Here is a 23,057-nt window from a genome sequence, read left to right on the forward strand (position 1 = left end):
GCCTGCCGGGCGTAGGCCGTCGCGAAGGCGTAGGGGTCGGCGTTCACCACGCTTTCGTGACGGTGGGGCGAAGCCGGGGGGGCGGACGGTGCGGCGGTGATGCCGGCCTTTTTCTGGCGGGCCTGCTGAATGCGCTCCCGCAGGGCCAAGAAGCGATCTTTCAGGGAGGTCATGACCAGTCAAATCCCCGCGAATTGAAGGGGATCGGCTGGCAGGCGCAGGGCGAGGGTTTCATCTCGTCGCTGCCGGTGCCGTTCTTCGGAAGCTCGGTGTCGCGGTTGACCGCGCCGCAGGCGGACACGGTAAAGGCGAGAAAAAGAGTCAGAATCAGAGTCTTAGCGGTCTGCATAACACAGCCTCCTTAGGGGATTTCGGGGATTGGAGAGGGAGCCGGGGCTGTTAACTACCGCACGTCGATACCGGGGTTGTTCATGCGTTCGCGCAGGGCTGATTTCCCGCCGCCGCCGCCATCTCCGGCCATCGTGTTTGCCATCTGCCCCATGGCGTCGATGTTTTTACCTGCGGCCCATTTCGCGCCCTTGGCCGCCATTTTGCCGCCCCAGACCGTGCCCTTCAGGGCACCCCACACCGGCAGCAGTGTTGCCCCGGTCAGGGCTGCCGCCGTCTGGCCGGTCAGCGAGGACTGAGCCAGCGCCGAGGCAATCGCCACCGCTTCGCCCTGCAAGACCAGACCGACCCAGCCCATGATGATGACAACCCACAGGCGGGGATTGTCGGCAGCGATCATTGCCTTCACTGAGCCATCAACAAGCGCGTCTCCCATGTTGAGGCTGGCCACCCCGTACATGCACAGGGCGAGGGCGGCGGTGGAGGCAAACAGGATCAGCATGGAGGCCAGCAGGGTGCGCAGGCCGCTGGTCATCAGGCTGCGCATGAAGCCAAAGCCGACCGCCATCATCATCAGGGGGCTGAACAGGGAGATCAGGAGGATGCGGAAGATGCTGATCACGATCTGTGAAGAGAAAATGATCAGGTGCAGGCCGTAAGGGAGGATGATCAGAGGCGCGGCTATCCAGCCGAACTTGCCGTGTTCCCACATGACCCCTGCTGCTGTGAGCATTACTCTCATGCTCTGTTCAGCAGTGGAAATCAGCATGGTCATGCCTTCGAGACCGGCAATCTGGGAGCGAGGTGCATCAGGTGGGGTGGCCGTGTTACCAGCAATATCTGTTTTCGTGGCCAGTGCCCCTGTCGTCAGAACCATGGCTGCGGCCCCGGCCATGGTGGAAAGCGAGGCCCGGTAAATTGTGTTCGCCATATCAGCGCCTTGGGCATTGAGAAGCCCGGCGGCGATGATAAGATAAATAAACTCATGGGCGATTTTTCGGCTATCAATCGCGCCGACGATCAGTTTCAGACCGGTGATGGTGACCCACACTCCGGCCAGCGACAGAAACAGAGCCCGTACCCCGACCAGCAGGGTTTCAGACAGGTCTTGCGAAAAGGAGTTCGCCAGATTGACGTATTCATTCACCGGCCCGCAGAAAATGCATTCCATGGCTTTAGTCCTCGCCCTGATGGTGGGGATTGCCGACAGCAAACCGGCGCAGGCGTTCCGTGAGTTGGATCATGGGCCGCAATATTTCTTCGACCTGAAGCGGGCGCAGGGCTATTGGCGTGACCTGAAGACGGTGGAGCAGTATGAAGCCGCCTATGCTGCCTGTAAGGCCGGGCCTTACGGTGCATGGGAACGCCGCTTTGAAACGTGGCATCCAAGTATGCGCAATGATGGATGGGATCGTTCTGAAAGCATTGCAAAGCTGGAAGAAGAGCTGGAGAAAAGCCCGGACGCCAAAGCCATCAAAGCCTGTTACGACCTGCGGCAAAGCTGGTACGTCTTCGACACGCTGCACATGGCTTGGGCGGGGATACCGCCAGGAATGGGAAAAAACTCCTACGCATGGGCGTGGGGTGATGCCTCGTGCAAAACCAACTACATGCACGAGCTGATGGCCGCCCGCTGCGATCAGGTGCCGGACTGGCGGGATGCCCGGACCCGTGCCCGTGACGACAAGCTGATTGCCAACCGCAAAGCGAAGGCGCAGGCGCAGTGACCGCATCATGGCCCGGTTCCTCCGCTGGTGCTGGAGGAGCCGGAACCGGAGCCTGACGAACCCGTGCTCTTGCCCGGAGCCGGGCCGGTGCCGGTGGTGGAGCCGGTCTTGTCGCCCCGGCTGGACGCCGGGACCGCATCGGCAAGGAAATGCGCCGTCTGCACCTGCAACTGAAGCGCCATAAGCTTTTGCAGGTGTGCCATCTGTTTGTTTTGCAGGATCACGCCGTGGGCGATCACGTTCAGGCGGCTGTTCATATCCTGCGACCGCTTGGCCGCGTCTTCCAGATCCTCAATCCCCCGCAGGGTTTCTTCGAGCTGGGTTTCCTTGGTCAGATGGGCCATCGCCATCGCCTCGGTGCCGATATCAACCCACAGCGCCCGCCGCCGGGCCTCTGCCTCTTCCCGCAGCCGCGCATGTTCCTGCCACGTCAGCGCCTGTTCGTTCTTGTCGTGCGGAATGAACAGGATCTTCCGGTAACTGTCCTTGCCCTCGCAGATCGACCTGAACTTCAGGTCCTTCCAGAAGATCCCCATTTCCCGCAGGTCCGGCACCAGACAGGCGATGTCCCGCCGCAACGACTGCCCTGACTTCATCAGGTTCAGCCACGGCAGTTCAATGCGGCCGAGCCGCCCGATGGCGTCCAGCTCCTGCTGAACGACTTTCACCATGTCGTTGAGGGTACTGAAAATATCGGTCAGCCATTTGATCTGCTCAAAGGCAGCGACCAATTGTTGTTTGGCCGCCTTGACCTCCTCAATCGCCTGTGCCAGCACCGATTGATCGATCACCGCCATCGCCGCCTTCGACACCGACGGGGCCATGACGGTGGAGCCGACACCAAGCATCATGATCATGCCGATGATCATGCAGGTCTGCTTCAGCCAGCGCAGGCCGGATGTCAGCCCCCTCCGGAGCAGACCGGTTTTCACAGGTGGTTGATCCATTGGTCCCCCCACTGGGCTTTGAGTGCTGCGAGGCGCTTGTTCACGTCCGTGCCCGCGTCGTAGAACCGCAGGGCGTTGCCGAGATAGGCGAGGTTGACGTCAAGGAACGCGCTTTCATCCAGACCAATCGCCGCATCGCGGCGGATCACCAGCGCCTGCCGCTCCCCGGGCTTCAGCAGGGTCTGGCCGCAGGCGAAGGCCACCTGTTCGTCATTCAGGCCGAGCTTGCGGAGATCCTCGGGCCGGGCCTTGGCGTTCGGCAGGAAGATCATGGTGGCGGTGCCGTCGATGATGGCCGGGCCTTCCGGAGATTCCAGCAAGGCCGCCGGATCCTGAAAGGCCAGTGCCACCGCACCGCCGAGCTTGCGGTACTCGCGGTACATTTCCTTCACCAGACTGGCAAAGCCGGGGTTGCCGATCAGCTTCGCCGCCTCATCGACAAAGATGAAAAAGCCCCTGGCATTGGCTGCCGCTGACTGGCTCAGGGCCTGCGCCAGATGCGCCACCACCGGAGGGCCAAGGTCCGGGTCATCAAGGAGTTCGTTCATGTTGATGCCGACGAGGTGATGCCCCAGCAGCACCCCGGAGCCGATGCTGTCACGCGGGGCGTTCAGCAGGTGGGCGTACTGGCCCCGGTTGCCCTTGGTGTCCACCACCCACCTGCTGAACTGGCGGGCCAGTTCAGAGGAGGCCGGGAACGCATCGGCCAGCGCCTCGGTTAAGGTCCGGTGCGGCGGGTCAAGGTGGAACACCTGTTCCACCGCGTGAGCCAGCTTCACCTTGTCGTCTGGTGACAAGGCCATGGGGCCGCACATGGCGGTCAGGATCGAATAGATCCGCTGCCGGTTCTGCTGGGTGTCCGCTCCGACATCCAGCGGGTTCAGGCTGAGCTGGTCATAGCCCTGATAGAAGCCGCCCATGGCCTCGACCATGTAGCGGGCACCCTCTTTTGAGTCCAACACCACCGAGAGGACGCCCGGCCATTTGGCGAAGCCGCCGAGCAGGTGCATCATCAGGGTGGATTTGCCGCCGCCGGTCGGGGCGAAGACAAGGGCGTTGCCCCGGCTTTTGGGGCGTTCCGCAACGTGGAACTGGAACCTGTAAACCTGTCCACTCAACGTCCGGAACAGGCGGACTGGCCCCTTGCCGAACGGGTTGCCGGGCATGCCGCTGGCGGAGTGCTGGAAGGTCCACAGGGCTGCAACGTTCTGGTTCAGAATGGTCAGGGGACGCAGCAGCTTGCCGCCGGGGATCTTCTTGGCCGCTTCCGGGAACCGGCCAAACCACACCGCCGGGGCACCACGCGTTTCCACCGCGTAGGAGACCCGGAGTTCCCCCAGAATGGCCGTCACCTGCCGGGTCAGGCTTTCCAGCGTGGCGGGATCCTGTGACCGGACAATCACCTGCATCTGGGTGATGAACAGGGTCAGGTCCCCCTTCGCCAGCCGTTCGAGGATGATTTCCACCTCTTCCAGCCGCCCGGGGTTTTTGAACCATGAATGCCGCTGGGCGTTTTCCTCACGCTTGTAGAGGAACAGGGCGCGGGATGGTTCAATCGGTTCGCAGATCTGGGAGATTTCCAGATCCGCATCCAGCGACAGCAGGCGGGACACCATCTGGCCGGAGACGGTATCGGGCCACTGGGTGACACTGATGATCCGCATGTGGGTGCAGTCTTCGGCCTCGGCCCGGATGGTGCCGCTGGCGCGGTCAAAGGCCATGTCAGCCCCGATGATCGACCCGGAGAGATTGGTGGACAGCGGCAGCAGGTCACGGCGGTATTCGCCGCAGACCAGACCGTTCAGCAGGCCGGTCAGCGGGCACGGCTGGGTTTTGTCTTCCGGCTGGCGGAGCGCGGCGGGCTGATAGGAATGCAGAGTGGAGCGGATGGCCTCATCGGCTTCCATCAGCGCCTGTGAGGAGCGCCCGGAGGCCAGCAGGAACCATTCAATTTCATGGCTCCATGTGTAGCGGGCGGCTTCCGCCTCCCCGATTTCGGCCAGAGTGCGGCAGGGCCATGTGGCGGCCACATCGAGCGGACGCCGCCGCTTGACCGCCAGCAGGCGCAGCGACAGGCCGCGCTTGCCGAGATCGTGCAGCAGGGCGGTGCGGCCCTTCAGCAGCGTGATCTGCTCCTGATCCAGTTTGGCGTCGTAGCACAGGCCGGTGATGGCCCATGCGCGGGTCTGGCTGCCGTCTTTGTTGACGATGGTCAGGCCGTCGTGGATGCGGTCGAACGGCAGCTCATCGGCCAGCCAGTCTTCCCGCACCGTTCCGAAGGCTCTGTCCCGCAGGGCGGGGATCACCGCTGCCCCGGCCCCGGCGGCGACAACAGCGGTGGCGATGACGTCATCCCACATGACGCACCCCCGCGATCAGATGACGGATGCGGGAGGAACCGGGGCGGCGCAGGCCGCGCCGCCAGAAGCGGGGGGCCAGCAGCAGAACCCGGTCGTAATGCGGATCCCGGCGGACCTGCTGCCAGAAAAAGACCCCGACCACAATGATGGTGGGGATGACCAGCATTTTGGCGAAGGGGATCACGGCTCCAAGGAAGCCGGGCAGAAACCCGATGCCGATGGTCAGGCCGATCAGGCGGGGCGGCAGCCCTATAACCATGATCTGCCGCTGGGACTGGACGAGAACCGCGCTGGCCGCTTTCATCACTTCCCCCCGAGCAGGGTGTCGATGGCGCTGGGGCCATACAGGCCGATGCCGCCGCCGATCACCATCGCGCCCAGACGCTTCATGTTGAATTCGCCCATGATGGAGGTGTAGAGGCCCCACAACAGCAGGCCGAGGCCGACCACGATGGCAACCAGCTTTGCCAGCCCCATGCCCACGTTATCGAACATCTCCACAAACGGCTTGATCCAGTCGCCGTTGCTGGCGGCAAAGGCCGGGGTGGCGGCGGTGACCAGCAGGGCGACCATCACCGCCCGGGTGACAAGGCGGGCATCAAACTCAACAAACTTGGACATGCTCTTTTCCTTACGAGAGAGAGACCGTCAGGACGGCGAGCACCACGCCCGCCGCCATGATGTTCAGGGTGGTGATCAGGGCCGCCCACCGGACCATGCGGCGCATGCCGGTGACCGCCTCGTTCCCGACGACGGCGGCTTCCTGCATGGCCTTCAGGCGGGCGTTGAGGGTGTTGGAGGAGAGATGATCCTTCACGGCGCGGATCAGTTCGCTCAGCGCCTGCGACATTTCCGCCGTCACCTGTGTGGTGGTGGCTTCAATCTCTTCCCGCATCTTCGCCAGCAAAGCGTCGATGACGATGGCCTGCTCGTTCAGAGACAGGCGATGCATGCCGTAGATCAGCAGGACAGGATCATCCCGCGACACCGGGATATCGGTGTCGCACATCAGCGCTCTGCGCAGCTCCTCCGGTGACAGACGCGGCAGGATCTGATCGGCGGACAGGCGGGATCTGGCGGCAGGGGCATTATCCCTGTCGTCAAATCCGTGGTCTGGCCCGTTATCCGGTCCCAGATCATCGTAGAAATCCGGCGGCGGTCCCGGATCCTGTTCATAGGGGTTCATGCTCCGGCCCCTCAGAAATTGGCGGCGGAGATGCGGGCGTTGATCTGGCCCCAGACCTTCTTCAGGCGGCTGCGTTCAACGATGCCAAAGGCTTCGGAGGTGGTGGCTTCGGCGAAGGTCAGCCGGGCCGAGGCCATGCGCTTGATGTCTTCGCCCGTGGTCTGCGGCGGCACGGCGGGCAGCGGGATCAGGGCGGCGATCCGGTCTTTATATCGGGCAAAGAACGTGCTCTGCTCAAAGGTCAACAGCCCCTGCGAGGTCTTGATCAGGATCTGGCCGAAGTACTCGTTTAACCACACCACCAGCGCCCCGGTGGAAAGTGTCTGTGCCAGCTTGACCAGCCCCTGCGCGGTGTCGTTCAGGGCCTGCCCGCCGGTCAGGACGGTATGCAGGTAGACCGTGTGCCCGGCCTCTTCCAGCATGTCGATGATATCGGCCTCGGTCATGTAGGCGACCAGCGGCAGGAAGGTGGCCGCCCCGTTGTCGATGATGGCAACCGCGTCTTCCGGCAGGCCGATCAGCTCACTGATCAGCGCATCGAAGAAACGCTGGTTGACTTCGCCCTCATGCTCACCCAGCCGCACCACACGGGTCGAGAACGCCGCATAGCCGCCGAAGGTCTGGTTGACCGGATCGGTGTCGTAGCAGTGGGGAACGATGTTGCGGGAATGGAAGTGCTGGGCCAGCAGTGCCGAAATGAAGCTCTTGCCGACGCCGCCCTTGCCCTGAAGGGTGAAATGGATCTGTGCCATGGGAAAACCCCGTTGTTCTGATTGATTGAAGAGTGGAGAGCCTCCGGCAGTCACAGCGACCCCGGAGGGATCGTGTGTCAGCCGGTGCCGTCGTCTTCGCCCAGCATCAGGACGGAGCCGTTTTCTGTGCCCGTCACGGGTGTGGCGGGTTGGATGGTGACAGATGGGGGGAGAGGGGCCGGGGCATTGAGCAGGACAGGGGCCGGGAGGGCCGGAACAGCACCCTTGGCCTTCTGCTTCTTCTGGCCCTCGGGGGTGTTGTCCCGAACCCAGCGGTAGAAGCTCGGCAGTGAAAAGCCGTCAGCCTTGCCACTTACTTCAAGGCGGGCATAGACTTCCCGCCATGACAGCCCCTGATCTCTTAATTTCCGGATCTCAGGTCCCAATACGGAGACTGAGACTTTTGCCTGTCCCCATTTGGCCGAGCGCCGGGAATTCGTAGCCTGTGCCATTTTCGCCCCTTTTTGGGTTCGACTTGACACAAGACACAGATTGGTGATTGTGTGGGCTTAAGCGAAGCAACTGCTCTCGCGAGAGATTGTCGCAACGGGATCAAAACCGGCCCCCGCAACCAATAATACCTTGCATAAACCCCCCGCCCACAGAAATGAGGGCGGGGGGTTTTGCTTTGGCCAGTCTGTCCGGAATGCCCTTCAGCTTCCCACAAGCCGCTTCACCAAGCTGTCCACCGCCGCCTCCGCGCGGGAAATTGAGGCGGACAGACGATCATCGCTGAATTCATCATATTCGATGGCAACCGTTTCACACTCAGTCAGGCCGATATAAGCCAGTGGCACCCGCAATCCGGCTTCGACCAGATTGGAACCGGCGAGCCGACCCCCATCATCGTATCCATAGTCCCCCCGCGCGGTCAGGATGATCAGCGTCTTCCCCGGCGGCAGCATCGGCCAGTACGGTTCTCCTTGCCGGGTCCGGTCGAACCCGAAGGTCAGCCCTACCCGGACAATATTATCAATCCAGGCCTTCAGCGGTGCGGGAACCCCGAAGTTATACATCGGTGCCCCGATGACAATCAGGTCTGCGGCGATCAGCTCAGAGGTCAGATCATCGCTTTCCCGCAAAACGGCTTTCTGAGAGTCATCCCGTCGCTCCTGAGGGGTGAAGGCCGCGGCAATCCAGGCTTCCGTGACCGGTGTCGGTGCTGAAACCCCGACATCCCGGTAGGTTACCGAATCAAGGGGCCGCTGTTCTTTCCAAAGAGTCATAAAGCGCTGACTGAGGCGGCGGGTGTGGGAGCCATAACGGTCCCGTCCTGAGACTCCGGTCCGGGCGCTGGAGTCGATGTGAAGAAGGCGGAGAGGGGAAGACAGAGTCATAAAAAAAATCCTTCATCTATGAGGCTTTCATAGCGCAGACTAAGGCCGTTTTTATCGGCCTGACGAACGCGAAAACCTCACCGGATGCCTGATATGAATTCATCTGTCAGCCGCCATCGAAAACTGCCACCGCTGACAGCTCTGCGGGCTTTTGAAGCGGCGGCCCGCCATCTCAGTTTTCGGCAGGCTGCCGAAGAGCTGGCGGTCACGCCGACAGCCATCAGTCACCAGATCCGCCAGCTGGAGGAGATACTGGAGTGTCCGCTGTTCCTCCGGCAGGTGCGCAGCATTGCGCTGACCCCGCAGGGAGAGGCTCTGTATCCGGTCCTTCGGGACGGCTTTGATCGCTTTGAGCAGACCCTCCGGAGTCTGCCTCCCAGAAAACCCCGCGTTGCCGTTACGGTGACGGCGACCACACTGTTGACGGCCCGCCGTCTGTTGCCCGCGCTACCGGCTTTCCGCGCCCTGTATCCAGCCTATGATCTGCGCTTCCACGCGGCAGATGAGGTCGTGGATTTACGGACCGGGGTTGCAGACGTCGCCATCCGCTATGGTGGCGGTCCTCAGGAAGGCTACGTCACAGAACCGCTGCTGTCAGACCGCTATGGGGTGCTCTGTAGCCCCGTCCTTGGGGTGAAAACCCCGGAGGATCTGCGGCGTGTCCCGCTTCTGCATACGGTCTGGAAGCAATCGGCAAAGTCCCCGGACTGGAAACGCTGGGCAGAGCTGGCGGGTCTTCCGGTGAACGCCCTCTGCCAGACGGTGTCCTTCCATGAAGATGGCCATGCTCTACAGGCGGCGATTGCCGGGCATGGGGCGGTCATCGCCAGTCTGGTTCTGGCACAGGCCGAGATTGAAGCCGGATTGCTGGTTCACCCCTTTGGGCCGGAGATACCCGGAGAGGAATACGCTTTGGTGGCATCTGCGGAGATGTTGGCCTGTGAGGATGTGCAGGCCGTCCGGAGCTGGCTGAGGGCGGTGATTGGAGGAAAAAGCGGAGAGCCGTCAGTTGGAGAAAGTTTCGACTGAGTGGCCTTTGCTTACATAGAAGAGTGTCCCCTGTTCCTGAAGATTCAAAGCGGTGAAGAGGTAAAAGCGGCGTCCATTTGATTGACAATGTCCCAGCCTGAGCCTCTTTCCCCGGCAGCCAGAAATCTGTGAGTTCTGGCAGAACAGATGGTTTTGGTTCCGCCGTGCGGTGATCAGGAGGACGGAATATGCTGAAGCCCGGCCGTGATCCACGCCCGGGTCTCCTCCAGAATCTCGTCGGAAAGAGCGGGATCATCAACGGCGCGGGCAAGAATGATGGCCCCGACCATCGCCGCCCAGCTTCCAATGGCCACACGTCGGCTGTCTTCCGGATCCAAAACCGGTAAAGCCTGCTGAATCCGCCCGATCTGGGACCGAAGCCCTTCAGCCATCGCTGCATGTGCCACAGGCGTCTGGTGCCGGACCGCTGCTGCCAGGCTTGCTGTCGGGCACCCCCCGGCCGGGCTGTCGCGATGACGCGGCGACAGATACGCTTCGACGAACTGCTGAAAGTCGGCCCCTTCTCCGGAACTTGCCCCGAGGGCATGGGTCAGGGTCTTTGCAACCAGATCGTCCTTCGATGTGAAGTGACCATAGAAGCCGCCATGGGTCAGACCGGCGGCTTTCATGACTTCAGACACGGTGACGGCATCGAAGCCCTTCTCGCGGAACATCCTGCTGGCAACGTCCAGAATCCGATGGCGGTTTTCCGCCATCTGCTCTCGGCTGACCTTCATTCCACATTTCTCCACGAGCCATATTGACATAATCATGATGAGCATCATATTTAATCAATCATGATGATCGTCATGATTATAGCATCAACAAAACAGAGAGCAATCCCATGACCCTTCCTTCAGTGCTGATCACCGGTGCCTCCACGGGCATTGGTGCCACCTATGCCGACCGTTTTGCACGCCGGGGTCATGATCTTGTGCTGGTGGCGCGGGACCGTAAGCGCATGGAGGCCCTTGCGGAGCGCCTGCGGCAGGAGACGGGTGTCACCATCGATATCCTTCAGGCTGACCTGACTCAGGCCGATGATCTTGCCGTGGTTGAGGCGCGCCTGCGCGACGATGCACACATCGGAATTCTCATCAACAATGCCGGTACGGCCTTGGGGGGCGGTTTTCTCCAGCAATCGACAGACGATGTCACCCGGTTGGTTGCCCTGAACACCACGGCACCGCTGCGGTTGGCCTCTGCCGTTGCGCCGCGCTTCGCCGCGGCGGGTGAAGGGGCGATCATCAATATCGGCTCCGTGGTTGGTCTGGCCCCCGAATTCGCCATGACGGTCTATGGCGCGACCAAGGCATTCGTACTGTTCCTGTCGCAGGGCCTTGACCTTGAGCTGGGTCCGCAGGGCGTTTATGTCCAGGCCGTGTTGCCTGCCGCCACGCGGACCGAAATCTGGGAACGTGCCGGTGCTGACGTCAATGCAATGAGCGGGGTGATGGAGGTGGGTGAATTGGTTGATGCGGCGTTGGTCGGGTTTGACCGTCGCGAAGCGGTCACCATTCCGCCGCTGCCCGATGTGGAGCAATGGAACAGCTATCAGGCTGCGCGTCAGGCCATTTTGCCGAACACCAGCCAGGAACATGCGGCCACACGCTACCGGACCGGTGTCTGAGGCATACACAAACACCGTCTGGCCCGATGGCCGGCGTTGCACGAAAGATCACCGTCACATGACTGAAAACACGCTTTTTGCGCCCTTCACGCTTGGCGCCCTGTCTCTTCCTAACCGTATCGTCATGGCACCGCTGACCCGCAACCGTGCGGGGGCTGGCCTCGTGCCGGGGGGCTTCGCCGCGGAATACTATGCCCAGCGTGCCAGTGCCGGGTTGATCATCACGGAGGCCACGCAGGTCTCTGTGCAGGCGCAGGGCTATCAGGATACACCCGGCCTTTATACGGCGGAGCAGATCGCTGGCTGGCGGCAGGTGACGGATGCCGTTCATGCGCAGGGGGGGCGCATCTTTGTTCAGTTGTGGCACGTTGGCCGTGTCAGTCACACTGATCTGCTTGGCGGAGCGGCACCGGTGGCTCCGTCAGCGATCCGGGCAGAGACAAAGGTCTTCGTTAACAACAGCTTTGTCGATGTTTCGGAACCGCGCGCATTGGAGGGGGATGAGATCCCGGCGATTATCGACTCCTTCCGTCAGGCTGCCGCGAATGCGATGATGGCGGGCTTCGACGGTGTCGAGGTGCATGGTGCCAACGGCTATCTGCTGGATCAGTTTCTGCGTGAAACCGCCAATGTCCGAACCGACGCTTATGGCGGCAGTCTCGAGAATCGGGCGCGCCTGCTGCTGGAGGTGACGGACGCCGTGTCACGGCAGATCGGTGCCGGTCGGACCGGTGTGCGCCTTTCCCCGGTTTCACCGGCCAGTGGCATCAAGATCACCGGTCACGAACAGCCGCAGTTCGATTACGTTGTGGAGCAGCTCAATCAGCTTGGCATCGCCTATATCCATGTCGTGGAAGGGGCCACTGGCGGGCCGCGCGATGTGGCTCCGTTTGATTTCGAAAAGCTCCGCCGTCGATTCAGCAACGCTTATATCGCCAACAACGGTTACGGTCTCGACCTCGCGGCCTCACGTCTTGCCGAAGGCAAGGCGGACCTGTTTGCCTTTGGGCGACCTTTCATCGCCAACCCCGATCTGGTGGAGCGGCTGCGGACCGGTGCACCGCTGGCATCGATTGATCCGGCCACAATTTATGGCGGCGGTGCCAAAGGATATACGGATTATCCCGCCCTCACGTCAGCCAATACCCCCTGACGGAGTGGTGCCGCCGTTCCGCGCGGCCCCCTTCTTTTCCCCTGTCTGCGGTCAGAACGCCTGACCGCAGACAATCGCAGGCCGTCCCCTCGCCTCCCGGAAAGCAGATCATCATGAAGGCGTTCATCGTCGATAAGTACAGCAAGGGGCGTGCTCTCCGCCTGGGCGAGATGCCGGACCCCATACCAGCGGACCAGGATGTGCTGGTCAAGATCCATGCGGCTGGCCTCAACCCCTTGGATGTGAAAATCCGTGATGGGGCTTTTAAGCTCCTGCTGCCCTACCGGCCGCCGTTCATCTTGGGGCACGATATGGCAGGCATTGTCACCCGTATCGGGGCGAATGTCCGCGGCTTTAAGGTCGGGGATGCGGTCTATGCCCGCCCGCGGGATGGCCGCATCGGGACTTTGGCGGAGGCGATCGCCGTTGATGAGGCCGATCTTGCCTTGCAGCCGAAGACCCTGACCATGGCGGAGGCGGCTGCCATGCCGCTGGTGGGGCTGACAGCCTGGCAGGCCTTGGTTGAGCAGGCCAACCTACAAAAGGGGCAGAAGGTCCTGATCCATGCCGGGGCCGGTGGCGTCGGGACGTTCGCGATTCAGTTGGCTAAGTATCTGGGGGCAACGGTTGCCACGACCACCAGCACAGCCAATGTTGACTTTGTCACCGCCCTCGGTGCCGATATCGTGATCGATTACAGGAAGCAGGACTTTGCGACGGTTCTGTCCGGCTATGATGTCGTCCTGCACAGTCTGGATGCCGACACCCTTGAAAAATCCCTGAGCGTCTTGAGGCCGGGCGGGAAACTGATCTCGATTTCCGGTCCTCCCGACCCGGATTTTGCGCGGCGTCAAGGGCTTAACGGGTTGCTGCGTCAGGTTATGCGTCTTCTGAGTTTCAAAATCCGGCGGAAAGCCAAACGTCTGGGGATTGACTATTCTTTCCTGTTCATGCGGGCAGATGGCGGTCAGTTGCAACAGATTACGGCATTGATTGAGGCGGGGATCATCCGTCCGGTCATCGATCAGGTCTTTCCGTTTGAAAAGACCAATGAGGCCTTGGCCTCTCTCGCGGCGGGACGGTCCAAGGGCAAGGTCGTCGTCACCCTGCGCTGAGGGGGGGGCTTGTCCCCTGATTTTCCGTCGCCGTTCGGGTGCGTCCTCCGGTATCGGCCGGGCCACGGCCGGGGCTCTGGCGTGGGCTGGCTTCACTGTCTTCAGCACCAGCCGCACCCCGGGAGACAACAGCCCGAGGCGGGTGTCGTTGCTGGCGTGCGATGTGACGGAAGAGGCCTCTGTCGTCTCCTTCGCTTCAGAAGTCCTCGCCCGCACCGGGCGTATTGACGTTCTTGTCAACAACGCTGGTGTGGGCCTGCTCGGGGGGGCTGAGGGATCCTCGGCCACGCAGGTTCAGCGCCGGTTTGACGTCACTCTGTGCCGTCTCATGCCGTCCCGGAGATTTGACAGGATCTTACGCCGGGACTTCGGTCTTCCGGGGTAACTTTACCGCCCGGACCGTTTGGATGCGGTTCAGGCGGCGTCGGTCCACTCGACAGACAGCGCTTCGCGCCACCCGAAGCGGACCAGATGATCTTCGACCACCGCCTTGATGCGTCCCAGACCTTCGGGACCGGCGGCGGTCAGGTGCAGATGCAGGGTCCCGTCGATTGCGGAAAGCTGACAGGTTCCCCAGGAAAACTCCGCCCGGCCGGAGGTTTCGTCATAGTCGACGGTGATCTTGTGGGCAAAGTGCTTACAGAGCTGGGTCAGATAGCGGCTGGCAGACGGGGTGGCAACAGCGGCATGGGCGTGAACGGGATCGGTCATCACAGAAGTCCTTCAGACGGGGAGGGCGCGGTCAGCGAGAACCACCGGGAAACCGGCGGAGCAGGGTTCAACCCGGGCCTCGACGGCATAGGCCCGGGCCAGAACCTCTGGCGTCAGGGCATCGGTAGGGGTGGCATCGGCCAGCAGGCCACCGTTGCCAAGAATCAGCAGACGGTCACAGAAGCGGGCGGCCAGATTGATGTCGTGGATGGCGATCAGGGCCAGACAGCTCCGGCCAGCGGTCAGGCTGCGCACGGTTTGCAGCACGGCCAGCTGCCAGCGCAGATCAAGGGCGCTGGTCGGCTCATCCAGCAGCAGCAGGCGCGGTTGACGGACCAGAACCTGTGACAGGCCGATCATCTGACGCTGGCCGCCGGACAGTTGTGCCATTTTACGCAGGGCCAGATCCCGCAGGCCAAGGCGGTCGAACACCGCCTCAATCCGCTGCTCGGCGCTGGCGGCAGACAGGTCGGGCCGGGTGGCCCGCAGGGTGCTGAGAACAGCTTCGTAGGCCAGCAGCGGCGACCCCTGCGGTAAGGACTGCGGCAGATAACCGACCCGGTCCGGCTGTCCCCGGCCCAGCAGCGGTTCTCCGTCCAGACGGGCGTCTCCGCTGGCGGCCTGAAGTCCGGCAAGCGCCCGCAGCAGGGTGGATTTTCCGGCCCCGTTGGCACCAAGCAGCCCGACGACAGATCCGGCCGGAATCGGAGCCGGACTGAGACCGGTCAGGACCGGATGACGGCCATACTGCACCGACAAGTCCTTAAGATGCAGGCTCATCGCCCCCTCCTCTGACTGAGAAGCAGGGTCATGAACAACGGAATCCCGACCAGCGCGGTGACGATGCCGACCGGCAGAACCAGCCCGGGCACGATGCTCTTGCTGGCGGTGGAGGCCAGACTCATCACCAAGGCCCCGGCAAGGGCGGCTCCCGGCAGATAAAAGCGATGATCCTCGCCGATCAGCAGCCGGGCCAGATGCGGACCGACCAGCCCGATAAAGCCGATGGTGCCGACGAAAGACACCGCCGCCGCCGCCAGCAGGCTGACCCGCAGCAGCACGATCAGCCGCAGCCGTCCGACCGGGATTCCGAAGGACCGGGCATGATCCTCGCCACTGCGCAGGGTGGTCATCGCCCAGGCCTGCCGCAGTGACAGCGGCAGGCAGACCGCCAGCGCCAGCGCCACCAGCGCGTCTTTCTCCCACGTGGCCCGGCTCAGGCTGCCCATGGTCCAGAACACGATCTGCTGCACCGCGTCGGCACTGGCGACATATTGGATCAGCCACAGCAGGGCATTCATCACAAACACCATGGCAATGCCGAACAGCACGATGGTGTCGGCCCCGGCCCCCTGCGTGCGGGCCAGTGCATTGACCAGCAGGGTGGCGGCAACTGCCGCCGCAAAGGCATTCAGGGGCACCATCCACAGCGCCGGAATGCCGGGGAAGGAGATCTCGAACACGATCCCGCAGGCGGCCCCCAGAGTGGCGGCATTGGTCAGGCCCAGTGTGAAGGGGCTGGCGAGGGCATTGTTAAGGGTGGTCTGCATCTCCGCCCCGGCCAGCGCCAGAGCCGCCCCGACCAGTACCGCCATCACCGCCTGCGGCAGGCGGATTTCCCACAGGATGATGTGCAGGGCCGGATCGTTCTCAGCCCGCAGCAGATCGGTCAGGCGGATGCCGGACGGGCCGGTGGCGATGTCGGTCAGCAGGGCCAGCCCGACGGCGGCCAGCAGTCCGGTCAACAGGGCCACGCGCCCGAGGATATGCCGCCGGTACCCCTGCGCCAGAGAGGCGGCGGTCATGGTGCGGAGGTCCAGTAGGTGCCGTTCAGCGGCATCGGCTGAAAACGGGTGGTCATCCGCCGCAGGGTGTCGGCCGGATCCAGATCCCGGAACAGATCGGGGTGGATCCATTGGGCCAGCGCCTGCACCGCCACCACATTGAACGGGGAATGGACAAAGTGATGCCACAGGGCATGGGCGCGGCCCTGCTGTACGGCGGTCAGGGTGCTGATACCGGTGCGGCTCAGGCTGTGGGTCAGGCTGGCCTGTGCGACAGCGGCGGAGACCCCGTGCCCCAGCACAATCCGGTCCGGCATCTTCCCGGCGGTGGCGGCGTTGCCGATGGCGGTGCCGACGTAGACATCCGGCTGGTGGGTCAGCAGGTATTCCAGACTGATCAGCCCCGACTGGCCGGGGATCAGGCCGGTGGCGAGATTACGCCCGCCAGCGGCCTCGATCATGGTGGCCAGCACCCCCTGACCGATGCTGGCGCAGCAGTCCCCTTGCAGACCGACCCGGTTTTCCAGAAACACCAGCGGGCGCGGCGTTGTGGCGGTCAGGCGGTCGGTGACGCGGCGTAGCTCGGCCTGATAGGTGGAAACGAAGGCGTCCGCTTCTGTCGGCTTGCCCAGCAGGGCCCCCAGCAGGGCAATGCTCTTCGGGGTGTTCACCAGCGGATCGAGGAAAAAGTCAATAAAGGCGACGGTGACCCCGGCGGCTTCCAGCTGGCGGATCACCTCCTCATCCTTCGGGGTCGGGCCATGCCCGGCCAGTGTCAGGATCGCCAGATCCGGGCGCAGGGACAGGGCCTGTTCGACACTGAAGGAGGTGGCGGAGGCTTTGCCCACCGCCGGAATATCCTTGATCGCCGGGAATTTTTCCGCCCACAGGGCATAGCCGGTCGGATCCAGCAACGGGAACTCCCCCATCGCCCCGACCACCCCTTTCAGCGGATCGGCCGGATCGAGGATGGCCAGTGCCACCGCAATCCGTCCTTCCCCCAGAATGATGCGGTTGACTTGTTTCGGAACAGAAACAGAACGCCCGGCAAGGTCGGTGACCGTTGCCGGGAGGGATCCGGCGAGGGCAGCGCCCCCGCTCAGGCACAGTGTCATCAGTATCGTCAGGGCCAGTGCCGCAGCCAGTCTGGGAAACATCAGCAGGTTCTCCGTGCGGAGACAGAACCGGCAGACGGGGATCCGCCTGCCGGTTTCCGGTCTGTTCAGAACTTGACGGTGGTGGAGAGGAGGAACGAGCGCCCTTCCTCGTACACCGGGGTGACATTGGTGGCGGCGGTGTAGGTGCCACGGGCGACATAGGCCTTGTCGAAGACGTTGTTGGCCTCCAGACGCAGGGTCCAGTGGTCGTAGGATTTCAGCGGCTGCCATTCGCCAAACAGGTCGACCACGCCGTAGCCCTTGATCGGCTGGAAGCCGTTGCGGGTCAGGGCTTCGTCACGGATCCCCTGCGCCAGCTCGGTGGAGCCGCCAACGGTCAGGCGGACCGGTTCGAAGGTGTATTCCCCGCCCAGATTGACCATCTGGCCGACCGGAGTGGCGGTGAAGTAATCGCTGGGCAGGGCCATGCGGTCGGCATAGCGGGCCCGGGTGTAGGTGTATTTGCCCCAGACCTTGGCATTGGACCAGTCATACCCGGCCGACAGGTCAACCCCCTGCGTCCGCAGCCCTGCCCCGGTGTAGCGGATGCCGGTGGCCCCGGTATCGGCGTAGGTGTCCAGCATCAGGGTGTGGAACAGCGCGCCTTCCACCGACAGGCCATCGGCCCCGTAGCGCAGGCCGCCCCGGGCGTTGTGGGACCGGGTCGGCTTCACGCTGTCCTGCACCGTATAGTTCCGGGCATGCAGCACCCCGGTTTCCGGCAGTTCCATGCCGCCGAAGACGTAGGAATACCCCCCGAAAGCGCTCAGGGCCGGGGTGATCGCATATTCGGCGCTGAGGTTGGGGGACAGACCGGCGTTGTCGAAGTCTTTCTCATCGACGCTGTGGTAGGTCTGGTAGTCCGCGCGCAGGCCGGTGGAAATCTTCCAGTCGGTCCACGGTTCGATCCGCGCCTGTGCGAACAGCCCGTAAGTGCGGACCTGTTCATCGGCATTGGTGGTCATCAGATAGCGGCGGACGAAGGTATCGGTGTTTTCCGCATCAAAGCCGACGGTCAGCTTGCCGGTGGGGATGGCAAAGGTGTTCTGTGCCTTCAGCCCCAGGGTTTCGATGCTGGAGTTGAACACCCCGGAGGCGGCGGCGGTCTGTGCCGTGTCGTTGGGGCGCTGGAGGCCGACCCGGTTGTAAAAGACGTTGATTTTGGGGTCGAAGGTGTCGGTCGGGGCGGTGGTTTCATAGGTGGCCCCGGCGGTCAGGCGGGTGGCGCGGGTGGTGTTCAGCAGGCGGCCGGTTCCGGCAGTCACCAGCCCGAGGTTCGGGCGCATCCGGCGGATCGCCTTGTCCTCGTCATACTCCCCGGACAGGCTGATGCGGTCGCCGCTTTTGCTTTCATAGGCAAACTTGGCAAGGCCGCTGTCCAGCGCATCCTTGGTGCCTGCCTCTTCGTTGCCGAAGCCGTTGCTGTAGTTCTTCCCGGCGGTCCGGGTCAGGATGCCGAGAACCTCGAAGCCGTCCTTTACTGCATAGCCAGCGCCGGTGGTGCGCAGGCTTTCGCTGTTGGTGTTGTAGCTGGTGATGACGGTGCCACCGGCTTCCTGCCCCGGCAGCAGCATGTCCCGGGCGTCCTTGGTCTGCATCTGCACCGCCCCGCCAAGGGCCCCCGGCCCGGCATCGGCCGGGGCAACCCCGGCGGAGACATCGACCGACTTCAGGAACATCGGATCAAGGGTCATCGCCCCGTTGTGGTGCCAGATGTTGCTGCGCTGGGTCACGCCGTCAACGCTGACATTCAGCTTGCTCTGTTCCACCCCGTGCACGAAGAACCGCTGCGCCGCCGAGGACCCGCCGCTGGTGGTAACGGCCGGGTCATCGCGGAACAGCTGCCGCAGATCCTTCGGCTGTTCACGGTCGATCTGCTCCGGGGTGATGGCGGAGGTGGTCTCCACCGCGCGGGGGGCGTCGTCCTCGACCGCCATCGGCTTCAGCTGCGCCGGGGCGGCGGTCTGCTGGGCCTGTGCGGTCAGCGGCAGCAGCAGGGCTCCGGCGAGGATGGAGGAGGTCAGCAGGCTCCGCTTGGCAGAGACGCGAAGGGCGGAAACGGGCGTATGCATGGAAAAGTCCTTTGTCCGTGGCCTCCGGGCTGGACCCGTAAGCGCGAGAGTGCTAATAATGCGACGCACTCTCAAATTCAAGGCGTGTGAGGGATCTCAAGTGCCCTCTGTATAAAGTCACCAGAAAATTTGCGCTTTTGCGGCACGCCCGTTTTTGTTTGCGCCACGGCCAAAAGCAGGCGCGCAGCAGGGCCGGGGGCGGGAGAACAACCGATGGAGACCGGAATGACAGCGGCCGGGGTGCGGTCGATCCGCTTTCTGGATATCAGCGCCCAGAACCGGAAGGATGGCTTCCGGGTGGTGGCCCCGGTGATCCAGCCCGATGATGTGGCCCTGCGCGGATATTATGCCTCGCTGGAGCTGCGGTCGGGCCTGCGCCTGCATGCCACCGATACGGTGGATATGTTTGATCTGGTCACACAGGCGCAGTCAGAGCCGGGGCTGACGCTGGGGGTGTTTCTGACCGGCATGGCCCGGGTGTCCCTCGGCGGCCATCCGATCACGCTGGGTGGCGACCGCGCCGCCCCTCATGCCTTTGCCCTCTATTCCGGGGAACAGGACCTGTTTGAGCGCCGGGGCCTGCGGGGCCAGCGGGTACGCAAGGTCAACGTCAATATCCCACAGGGCTGGCTGGAGGCGGAAGACTGGCCTGCGGTGCGGTCCCTGTCGGCCCTGTGCGGTGACCACCGCACCCTGCGGACATGGACCCCGACCGCCCGCCAGCTGGAGATGGCGGCCCGGATGGTCGAGCCCGTTGCAGGCATGCCGTATCTCGACAGCCTGTACCGCGAGTCGCTGGCGCTGGAGTTTGTCGGCGATGTGCTGCGGCTGTGGCTGGAGGCTGATGACCCGGTGACGGTGGGGCCGCGCGACCGGAACCGCCTGCGCCGGGCCTGTGAGTTTATTGACGCCCATCAGGATGCCCGCCTGCATGTCGATCAGGTGGCGAAGGCGGCGGGCATGAGTGTCAGCGCCCTCCAGCGGCTGTTTCACGCCGCCCATGGCACCTCGGTGCTTGACTTTGCCCGCACCCGGCGGCTGGAACAGGCCCGGCAGGCGCTGGAGCGCGGCGACCTGAGTGTGACAGATGTGGCGCTGAATGCCGGATACGGGTCCCCTGCCAATTTCGCCACGGCGTTCAAGCGGCAGTTCGGCCTGTCGCCGAAGGATGTCCGGCGCCGGGGATAAGGTGGATCAGGCGATCGGCAGGGCGGGAAACACCATGCCGCTGTCGGCCTGCCCGCAGGCGGCGGGAACAATCATCAGGGCATCCGCCGCCACCAGCGCCGATTGCTGGGCGGAACTGCCGTGGCCGCTGCGAGAGGCCAGCGGAATCCCGTCCGGCCCCGGATGCAGGGTGACGGAGACATATTCCTCCCGCCCGGTTTTGCGGCGGAACCCTTCGGTCAGCCGGACCGGGAAAGACAGCGGAGGACGATAGGGTGTGCCCGCCAGTGCCCGCAGCAGGGGCAGGCCGATCAGCATCAGGGTAACGAACACCGCATTGGGATTGCCCGGCAGGCCGAGGAACAGGGTCTCCTGGCCCTCCGGTCCCGGCAGGGCTCCGACCGCCACCGGCTTGCCCGGTTTGATCGCCAGCCGCCAGTGATCAATCCGGCCCCCGACGGCCAGAACCGCCCCTTTGACGTGATCTTCCTCGCCGACGGAAACCCCGCCGGAGGTGATCACCGCATCACAGGCGGCGGCAGCCCGCAGGGCCGCCTGTACCTGTGCCGGATCATCGCTGACGGCGGGCAGGTCGATGACCTCAAAGCCCGCATCCTCCAGCCGGGTGGCCAGCAGGAAGCGGTTGGAATTGTAAATGGCCCCGGGCGGCAGCGGCTGGCCGGGTTCGGTCAGTTCGCTGCCGGTGGACAGGACGGCCACCCGCAGACGCCGCCGTACCGGCACATGGGATAATCCCAGACTGGCAGCGCAGGCGATGTGCCGGGCGTCCAGCCGGGTTCCGGCGGTCAGGGCAACGCTTCCGGCGGCAAGGTCATCCCCGGGCAGCCGGACATTGGCCCCGGCGGCGGGAATCCGGCGGATCAGGACGGAGGATCCGTCGCTGTCGCAGTCTTCCTGCATCACCACCCGGTCACAGTCCGGTGGCAGGGCGGCCCCGGTGAAGATCCGCACCGCCCCCGGCCCGTCCGGCAGGCCAAGGCCGCTGTCTCCGGCGGCGACCCGGCCCCGTACCGGCAGGGACAGGGAGGCGGCACCGTCGGGACAGTCCTCCTGCCGCAGGGCATAGCCATCCATCGCCGACCGGCGGAAGGAGGGGATCGGCTGATCCGTCACCAGATCTTCCGCCAGAACCCGGCCCCGGGCCTGCCGCAGCGGGCAGAGGGCGTTGCCCTCCACCGCTGACAGCCCCGGCAGAAGCCGGGCCAGCAGGCTGCCGATGGTCTGCTCCGGCCCCTGCGGACCGTGGCAGGCGCAGTCATCGGAGGCGGGGGTGGATGCCGCCGGAAGCAGGGGATCGGGCATCATGACGGAGATCCGGAACAACAGGGTTAATGGGCAGGGGAGGGTTAATGGGCAGGGGCGGTCTGGGTCCACACCGGCACACCGGTCATGTCCGGCAGCTTGTGGGCAATCCCCTTGTGGCAATCAATACACGTCGCCTTGCCGGTGAACAGGAATTCCTGATGGGCGGCGGCCCCGCGTGCCCCCTGCCGGGTGATGTCCATCGACTCGGCGCTGTGGCAGTTGCGGCATTCCAGCGAGTTGTTGGCCTTCAGGCGGGCCCATTCGTGCCCGGCCAGTTCCTTGCGTTTGGCCTCAAACTTTTCCGGGGTGTCGACGGTTCCGAACAGTTTGCCCCAGACTTCCTTCGACGCCTGCATCTTGCGGGCGATCTTGTCGGTCCATTTGTGGGGCACGTGGCAGTCCGGGCAGGTGGCGCGGACGCCGGAGCGGTTGGAGTAATGGATGGTCTTCTGCAGGTCGGCATACGGGTTATCCCGCATTTCGTGACAGCCGATGCAGAAGGCTTCCTTGTTGGTGGCTTCGAGGACGGTGTTGAACCCGCCCCACCAGATCACCCCGGCGACAAAGCCGCCGATGGTCAGAAAGCCGATCCCCAGATGGGCGGCGGGGCGGTTGAAGGCCGTCCAGGCCGCCTTGGCCAGACCGAGGGCACAGCGCAGCAGTCGCATCAGTTATTCCCCCCGCCGGCTGCCGGGGTCCCCGGAGCCTGACCCTGCCCTTGACCCTGACGGACCACACTGTCCATATCCTTGAAGGTGTTCTGCACCCGGGGCTGGGCGTCGGTCTGCGGCACGTGGCACTGCATGCAGAAGTACCGGCGCGGCGACACCGCGCCCAGAACCTGCCCGTCGCGGTCCTGGAAGTGGGTGACCGACACCATCGGGGCCTGACTGTCGCCGGTGAATTCCCGGCTGTGGCAGGTCAGGCATTTGTTGGCGTTCAGGTCCAGCTGATATCCGGCGACGGAATGCGGGATCACCGGCGGCTGTTCCGGATAGTTCCGCTGACGGCGGCGGTCATCGGTGACATCCTTGGGGATCGGGGCGGCTTCCTGCACCGTCAGCCCTTCGGCCCCGGTGAAGGCCGGGCGGCCGGTGGCGGCAACATCGCGGCTGCTGACGGCTTCCGCCGCTGCCGGGGTGGTGCTGCCTGCCCGGGATTCCGGAACAAGCGTCAGGGCGGTCAGGCCGGTCACCAGCAGCGCCGCCGACAGCAGGGCAGCGCGGACGATCGTGGTGCGCAGGATCTGTTTCATG

26 protein-coding genes are annotated in these 23,057 nt (G+C 63.8%); 7 read left to right on the plus strand and 19 right to left on the minus strand.

The window, feature by feature from the left end:
• Window positions 1-169 precede the first annotated feature (169 nt).
• Together FHS48_RS10215 and FHS48_RS10220 are read right to left on the minus strand one after the other, a co-directional pair.
• Window positions 170-349, minus strand: coding sequence for a hypothetical protein (locus tag FHS48_RS10215; RefSeq protein WP_184263465.1), 180 nt, complete (start codon window positions 347-349; stop codon window positions 170-172).
• A 54-nt stretch (window positions 350-403) separates the two neighbouring features.
• Window positions 404-1,519 carry a hypothetical protein gene (locus FHS48_RS10220; protein ID WP_184263466.1) on the minus strand — a complete coding sequence of 372 codons (1,116 nt, stop codon included), beginning with the start codon at window positions 1,517-1,519 and terminating at the stop codon, window positions 404-406.
• On the opposite strand from FHS48_RS10220, the gene FHS48_RS10225 reads away from it, so the two are divergent.
• Window positions 1,518-2,075: a hypothetical protein gene (locus tag FHS48_RS10225; RefSeq protein WP_184263467.1), complete on the plus strand. Its 558-nt coding sequence runs from the start codon at window positions 1,518-1,520 to the stop codon at window positions 2,073-2,075. The two genes, FHS48_RS10220 and FHS48_RS10225, sit on opposite strands and share 2 nt — an antisense overlap.
• A 5-nt stretch (window positions 2,076-2,080) precedes the next feature.
• Here FHS48_RS10225 and FHS48_RS10230 read toward each other — a convergent pair whose 3' ends face one another.
• The 8 genes from FHS48_RS10230 to FHS48_RS10265 all read right to left on the minus strand — a co-directional run bounded on the left by FHS48_RS10230 (window position 2,081) and on the right by FHS48_RS10265 (window position 8,657).
• A complete protein-coding gene (locus FHS48_RS10230) occupies window positions 2,081-3,022 on the minus strand; it encodes a hypothetical protein (protein WP_184263468.1) in 942 nt (313 codons plus the stop codon).
• Entirely contained in the window at window positions 3,004-5,382 is a 2,379-nt protein-coding gene (locus FHS48_RS10235) for a VirB4 family type IV secretion system protein (RefSeq protein WP_184263469.1), read from the minus strand. Before FHS48_RS10235 ends, FHS48_RS10230 begins: the two co-directional genes overlap by 19 nt.
• On the minus strand, window positions 5,372-5,686 hold the full coding sequence (locus tag FHS48_RS10240; RefSeq protein ID WP_184263470.1) for a hypothetical protein: 315 nt from the start codon (window positions 5,684-5,686) through the stop codon (window positions 5,372-5,374). Before FHS48_RS10240 ends, FHS48_RS10235 begins: the two co-directional genes overlap by 11 nt.
• Window positions 5,686-6,003, minus strand: coding sequence for a TrbC/VirB2 family protein (locus FHS48_RS10245; RefSeq protein WP_184263471.1), 318 nt, complete (start codon window positions 6,001-6,003; stop codon window positions 5,686-5,688). Before FHS48_RS10245 ends, FHS48_RS10240 begins: the two co-directional genes overlap by 1 nt.
• 10 nt (window positions 6,004-6,013) lie before the next feature.
• Window positions 6,014-6,568, minus strand: coding sequence for a hypothetical protein (locus FHS48_RS10250; protein WP_184263472.1), 555 nt, complete (start codon window positions 6,566-6,568; stop codon window positions 6,014-6,016).
• Window positions 6,569-6,579: 11 nt separating this feature from the next.
• Window positions 6,580-7,320, minus strand: coding sequence for a P-loop NTPase family protein (locus FHS48_RS10255; RefSeq protein WP_184263473.1), 741 nt, complete (start codon window positions 7,318-7,320; stop codon window positions 6,580-6,582).
• 77 nt (window positions 7,321-7,397) lie between these two features.
• A complete protein-coding gene (locus FHS48_RS10260) occupies window positions 7,398-7,772 on the minus strand; it encodes a hypothetical protein (RefSeq protein ID WP_184263474.1) in 375 nt (124 codons plus the stop codon).
• A 201-nt stretch (window positions 7,773-7,973) separates the two neighbouring features.
• Window positions 7,974-8,657: an FMN-dependent NADH-azoreductase gene (locus FHS48_RS10265; protein ID WP_184263475.1), complete on the minus strand. Its 684-nt coding sequence runs from the start codon at window positions 8,655-8,657 to the stop codon at window positions 7,974-7,976.
• 93 nt (window positions 8,658-8,750) lie between these two features.
• Here FHS48_RS10265 and FHS48_RS10270 point away from each other — a divergent pair, with 93 nt between their 5' ends.
• Window positions 8,751-9,686, plus strand: a complete 936-nt coding sequence (locus FHS48_RS10270; protein WP_221443460.1) for a LysR substrate-binding domain-containing protein — start codon at window positions 8,751-8,753, stop codon at window positions 9,684-9,686.
• Window positions 9,687-9,859: 173 nt separating this feature from the next.
• Here FHS48_RS10270 and FHS48_RS10275 read toward each other — a convergent pair whose 3' ends face one another.
• Window positions 9,860-10,423 carry a TetR/AcrR family transcriptional regulator gene (locus FHS48_RS10275; protein WP_184263477.1) on the minus strand — a complete coding sequence of 188 codons (564 nt, stop codon included), beginning with the start codon at window positions 10,421-10,423 and terminating at the stop codon, window positions 9,860-9,862.
• A gap of 107 nt (window positions 10,424-10,530) precedes the next feature.
• Here FHS48_RS10275 and FHS48_RS10280 point away from each other — a divergent pair, with 107 nt between their 5' ends.
• From FHS48_RS10280 to FHS48_RS20600, 4 genes are all read left to right on the plus strand, one after another.
• Window positions 10,531-11,316 (plus strand): SDR family NAD(P)-dependent oxidoreductase, encoded by a 786-nt coding sequence (locus FHS48_RS10280; RefSeq protein WP_184263478.1) that lies wholly within the window; start codon window positions 10,531-10,533, stop codon window positions 11,314-11,316.
• 58 nt (window positions 11,317-11,374) lie between these two features.
• On the plus strand, window positions 11,375-12,469 hold the full coding sequence (locus FHS48_RS10285; protein ID WP_184263479.1) for an alkene reductase: 1,095 nt from the start codon (window positions 11,375-11,377) through the stop codon (window positions 12,467-12,469).
• A gap of 113 nt (window positions 12,470-12,582) precedes the next feature.
• Complete coding sequence (locus FHS48_RS10290) at window positions 12,583-13,584, plus strand: NADP-dependent oxidoreductase (protein ID WP_184263480.1); 1,002 nt, start codon at window positions 12,583-12,585, stop codon at window positions 13,582-13,584.
• A complete protein-coding gene (locus FHS48_RS20600; protein ID WP_184263481.1) occupies window positions 13,520-13,969 on the plus strand; it encodes an SDR family NAD(P)-dependent oxidoreductase in 450 nt (149 codons plus the stop codon). The genes FHS48_RS10290 and FHS48_RS20600 overlap by 65 nt, the downstream gene beginning before the upstream one ends.
• 29 nt (window positions 13,970-13,998) lie before the next feature.
• Here FHS48_RS20600 and FHS48_RS10300 read toward each other — a convergent pair whose 3' ends face one another.
• The 5 genes from FHS48_RS10300 to FHS48_RS10320 all read right to left on the minus strand — a co-directional run bounded on the left by FHS48_RS10300 (window position 13,999) and on the right by FHS48_RS10320 (window position 19,308).
• Window positions 13,999-14,295, minus strand: a complete 297-nt coding sequence (locus tag FHS48_RS10300; protein WP_184263482.1) for a DUF2218 domain-containing protein — start codon at window positions 14,293-14,295, stop codon at window positions 13,999-14,001.
• A gap of 12 nt (window positions 14,296-14,307) precedes the next feature.
• The gene (locus FHS48_RS10305; RefSeq protein ID WP_184263483.1) at window positions 14,308-15,075 is read right to left on the minus strand and encodes an ABC transporter ATP-binding protein; all 768 of its coding nucleotides are present in this window, start codon (window positions 15,073-15,075) and stop codon (window positions 14,308-14,310) included.
• The gene (locus tag FHS48_RS10310) at window positions 15,072-16,100 is read right to left on the minus strand and encodes a FecCD family ABC transporter permease (protein WP_184263484.1); all 1,029 of its coding nucleotides are present in this window, start codon (window positions 16,098-16,100) and stop codon (window positions 15,072-15,074) included. Before FHS48_RS10310 ends, FHS48_RS10305 begins: the two co-directional genes overlap by 4 nt.
• Complete coding sequence (locus FHS48_RS10315) at window positions 16,097-17,236, minus strand: ABC transporter substrate-binding protein (RefSeq protein WP_184263485.1); 1,140 nt, start codon at window positions 17,234-17,236, stop codon at window positions 16,097-16,099. The genes FHS48_RS10310 and FHS48_RS10315 overlap by 4 nt, the downstream gene beginning before the upstream one ends.
• 65 nt (window positions 17,237-17,301) lie before the next feature.
• Window positions 17,302-19,308, minus strand: coding sequence for a TonB-dependent receptor domain-containing protein (locus FHS48_RS10320; RefSeq protein ID WP_184263486.1), 2,007 nt, complete (start codon window positions 19,306-19,308; stop codon window positions 17,302-17,304).
• A gap of 225 nt (window positions 19,309-19,533) precedes the next feature.
• Here FHS48_RS10320 and FHS48_RS10325 point away from each other — a divergent pair, with 225 nt between their 5' ends.
• Window positions 19,534-20,496, plus strand: coding sequence for a helix-turn-helix transcriptional regulator (locus FHS48_RS10325; RefSeq protein WP_221443461.1), 963 nt, complete (start codon window positions 19,534-19,536; stop codon window positions 20,494-20,496).
• Window positions 20,497-20,502: 6 nt separating this feature from the next.
• Here the strand turns inward: FHS48_RS10325 and FHS48_RS10330 are convergent, their stop codons facing one another.
• From FHS48_RS10330 to FHS48_RS10340, 3 genes are read right to left on the minus strand one after another with little or no spacing between them, the layout of a single operon-like run.
• On the minus strand, window positions 20,503-21,801 hold the full coding sequence (locus tag FHS48_RS10330; RefSeq protein ID WP_184263488.1) for a molybdopterin molybdotransferase MoeA: 1,299 nt from the start codon (window positions 21,799-21,801) through the stop codon (window positions 20,503-20,505).
• A 41-nt stretch (window positions 21,802-21,842) separates the two neighbouring features.
• Window positions 21,843-22,469 (minus strand): NapC/NirT family cytochrome c, encoded by a 627-nt coding sequence (locus FHS48_RS10335; protein ID WP_184263489.1) that lies wholly within the window; start codon window positions 22,467-22,469, stop codon window positions 21,843-21,845.
• Window positions 22,469-23,056, minus strand: coding sequence for a nitrate reductase cytochrome c-type subunit (locus FHS48_RS10340; protein WP_184263490.1), 588 nt, complete (start codon window positions 23,054-23,056; stop codon window positions 22,469-22,471). The genes FHS48_RS10335 and FHS48_RS10340 overlap by 1 nt, the downstream gene beginning before the upstream one ends.
• Between the last annotated feature and the right edge of the window lies 1 nt (window position 23,057).

Source organism: Novispirillum itersonii (genome assembly GCF_014205675.1).
GTDB lineage: Bacteria > Pseudomonadota > Alphaproteobacteria > Rhodospirillales > Rhodospirillaceae > Novispirillum > Novispirillum itersonii_A.

Coding starts and splice junctions, on each gene's coding strand:
- FHS48_RS10225 (WP_184263467.1), top strand. CDS start 1,518: ATGGCTTTAGTCCTCGCCCTGATGGTGGGGATTGCCGACAGCAAACCG.
- FHS48_RS10270 (WP_221443460.1), top strand. CDS start 8,751: ATGAATTCATCTGTCAGCCGCCATCGAAAACTGCCACCGCTGACAGCT.
- FHS48_RS10305 (WP_184263483.1), bottom strand. CDS start 15,075: ATGAGCCTGCATCTTAAGGACTTGTCGGTGCAGTATGGCCGTCATCCG.
- FHS48_RS10285 (WP_184263479.1), top strand. CDS start 11,375: ATGACTGAAAACACGCTTTTTGCGCCCTTCACGCTTGGCGCCCTGTCT.
- FHS48_RS10265 (WP_184263475.1), bottom strand. CDS start 8,657: ATGACTCTGTCTTCCCCTCTCCGCCTTCTTCACATCGACTCCAGCGCC.
- FHS48_RS10340 (WP_184263490.1), bottom strand. CDS start 23,056: ATGAAACAGATCCTGCGCACCACGATCGTCCGCGCTGCCCTGCTGTCG.
- FHS48_RS10215 (WP_184263465.1), bottom strand. CDS start 349: ATGCAGACCGCTAAGACTCTGATTCTGACTCTTTTTCTCGCCTTTACC.
- FHS48_RS10310 (WP_184263484.1), bottom strand. CDS start 16,100: ATGACCGCCGCCTCTCTGGCGCAGGGGTACCGGCGGCATATCCTCGGG.
- FHS48_RS10325 (WP_221443461.1), top strand. CDS start 19,534: ATGACAGCGGCCGGGGTGCGGTCGATCCGCTTTCTGGATATCAGCGCC.
- FHS48_RS10260 (WP_184263474.1), bottom strand. CDS start 7,772: ATGGCACAGGCTACGAATTCCCGGCGCTCGGCCAAATGGGGACAGGCA.
- FHS48_RS10315 (WP_184263485.1), bottom strand. CDS start 17,236: ATGTTTCCCAGACTGGCTGCGGCACTGGCCCTGACGATACTGATGACA.
- FHS48_RS10255 (WP_184263473.1), bottom strand. CDS start 7,320: ATGGCACAGATCCATTTCACCCTTCAGGGCAAGGGCGGCGTCGGCAAG.
- FHS48_RS10335 (WP_184263489.1), bottom strand. CDS start 22,469: ATGCGACTGCTGCGCTGTGCCCTCGGTCTGGCCAAGGCGGCCTGGACG.
- FHS48_RS10240 (WP_184263470.1), bottom strand. CDS start 5,686: ATGAAAGCGGCCAGCGCGGTTCTCGTCCAGTCCCAGCGGCAGATCATG.
- FHS48_RS10330 (WP_184263488.1), bottom strand. CDS start 21,801: ATGATGCCCGATCCCCTGCTTCCGGCGGCATCCACCCCCGCCTCCGAT.
- FHS48_RS10320 (WP_184263486.1), bottom strand. CDS start 19,308: ATGCATACGCCCGTTTCCGCCCTTCGCGTCTCTGCCAAGCGGAGCCTG.
- FHS48_RS10245 (WP_184263471.1), bottom strand. CDS start 6,003: ATGTCCAAGTTTGTTGAGTTTGATGCCCGCCTTGTCACCCGGGCGGTG.
- FHS48_RS10290 (WP_184263480.1), top strand. CDS start 12,583: ATGAAGGCGTTCATCGTCGATAAGTACAGCAAGGGGCGTGCTCTCCGC.
- FHS48_RS10230 (WP_184263468.1), bottom strand. CDS start 3,022: ATGGATCAACCACCTGTGAAAACCGGTCTGCTCCGGAGGGGGCTGACA.
- FHS48_RS10280 (WP_184263478.1), top strand. CDS start 10,531: ATGACCCTTCCTTCAGTGCTGATCACCGGTGCCTCCACGGGCATTGGT.
- FHS48_RS10235 (WP_184263469.1), bottom strand. CDS start 5,382: ATGTGGGATGACGTCATCGCCACCGCTGTTGTCGCCGCCGGGGCCGGG.
- FHS48_RS10300 (WP_184263482.1), bottom strand. CDS start 14,295: ATGACCGATCCCGTTCACGCCCATGCCGCTGTTGCCACCCCGTCTGCC.
- FHS48_RS10250 (WP_184263472.1), bottom strand. CDS start 6,568: ATGAACCCCTATGAACAGGATCCGGGACCGCCGCCGGATTTCTACGAT.
- FHS48_RS20600 (WP_184263481.1), top strand. CDS start 13,520: ATGAGGCCTTGGCCTCTCTCGCGGCGGGACGGTCCAAGGGCAAGGTCG.
- FHS48_RS10220 (WP_184263466.1), bottom strand. CDS start 1,519: ATGGAATGCATTTTCTGCGGGCCGGTGAATGAATACGTCAATCTGGCG.
- FHS48_RS10275 (WP_184263477.1), bottom strand. CDS start 10,423: ATGAAGGTCAGCCGAGAGCAGATGGCGGAAAACCGCCATCGGATTCTG.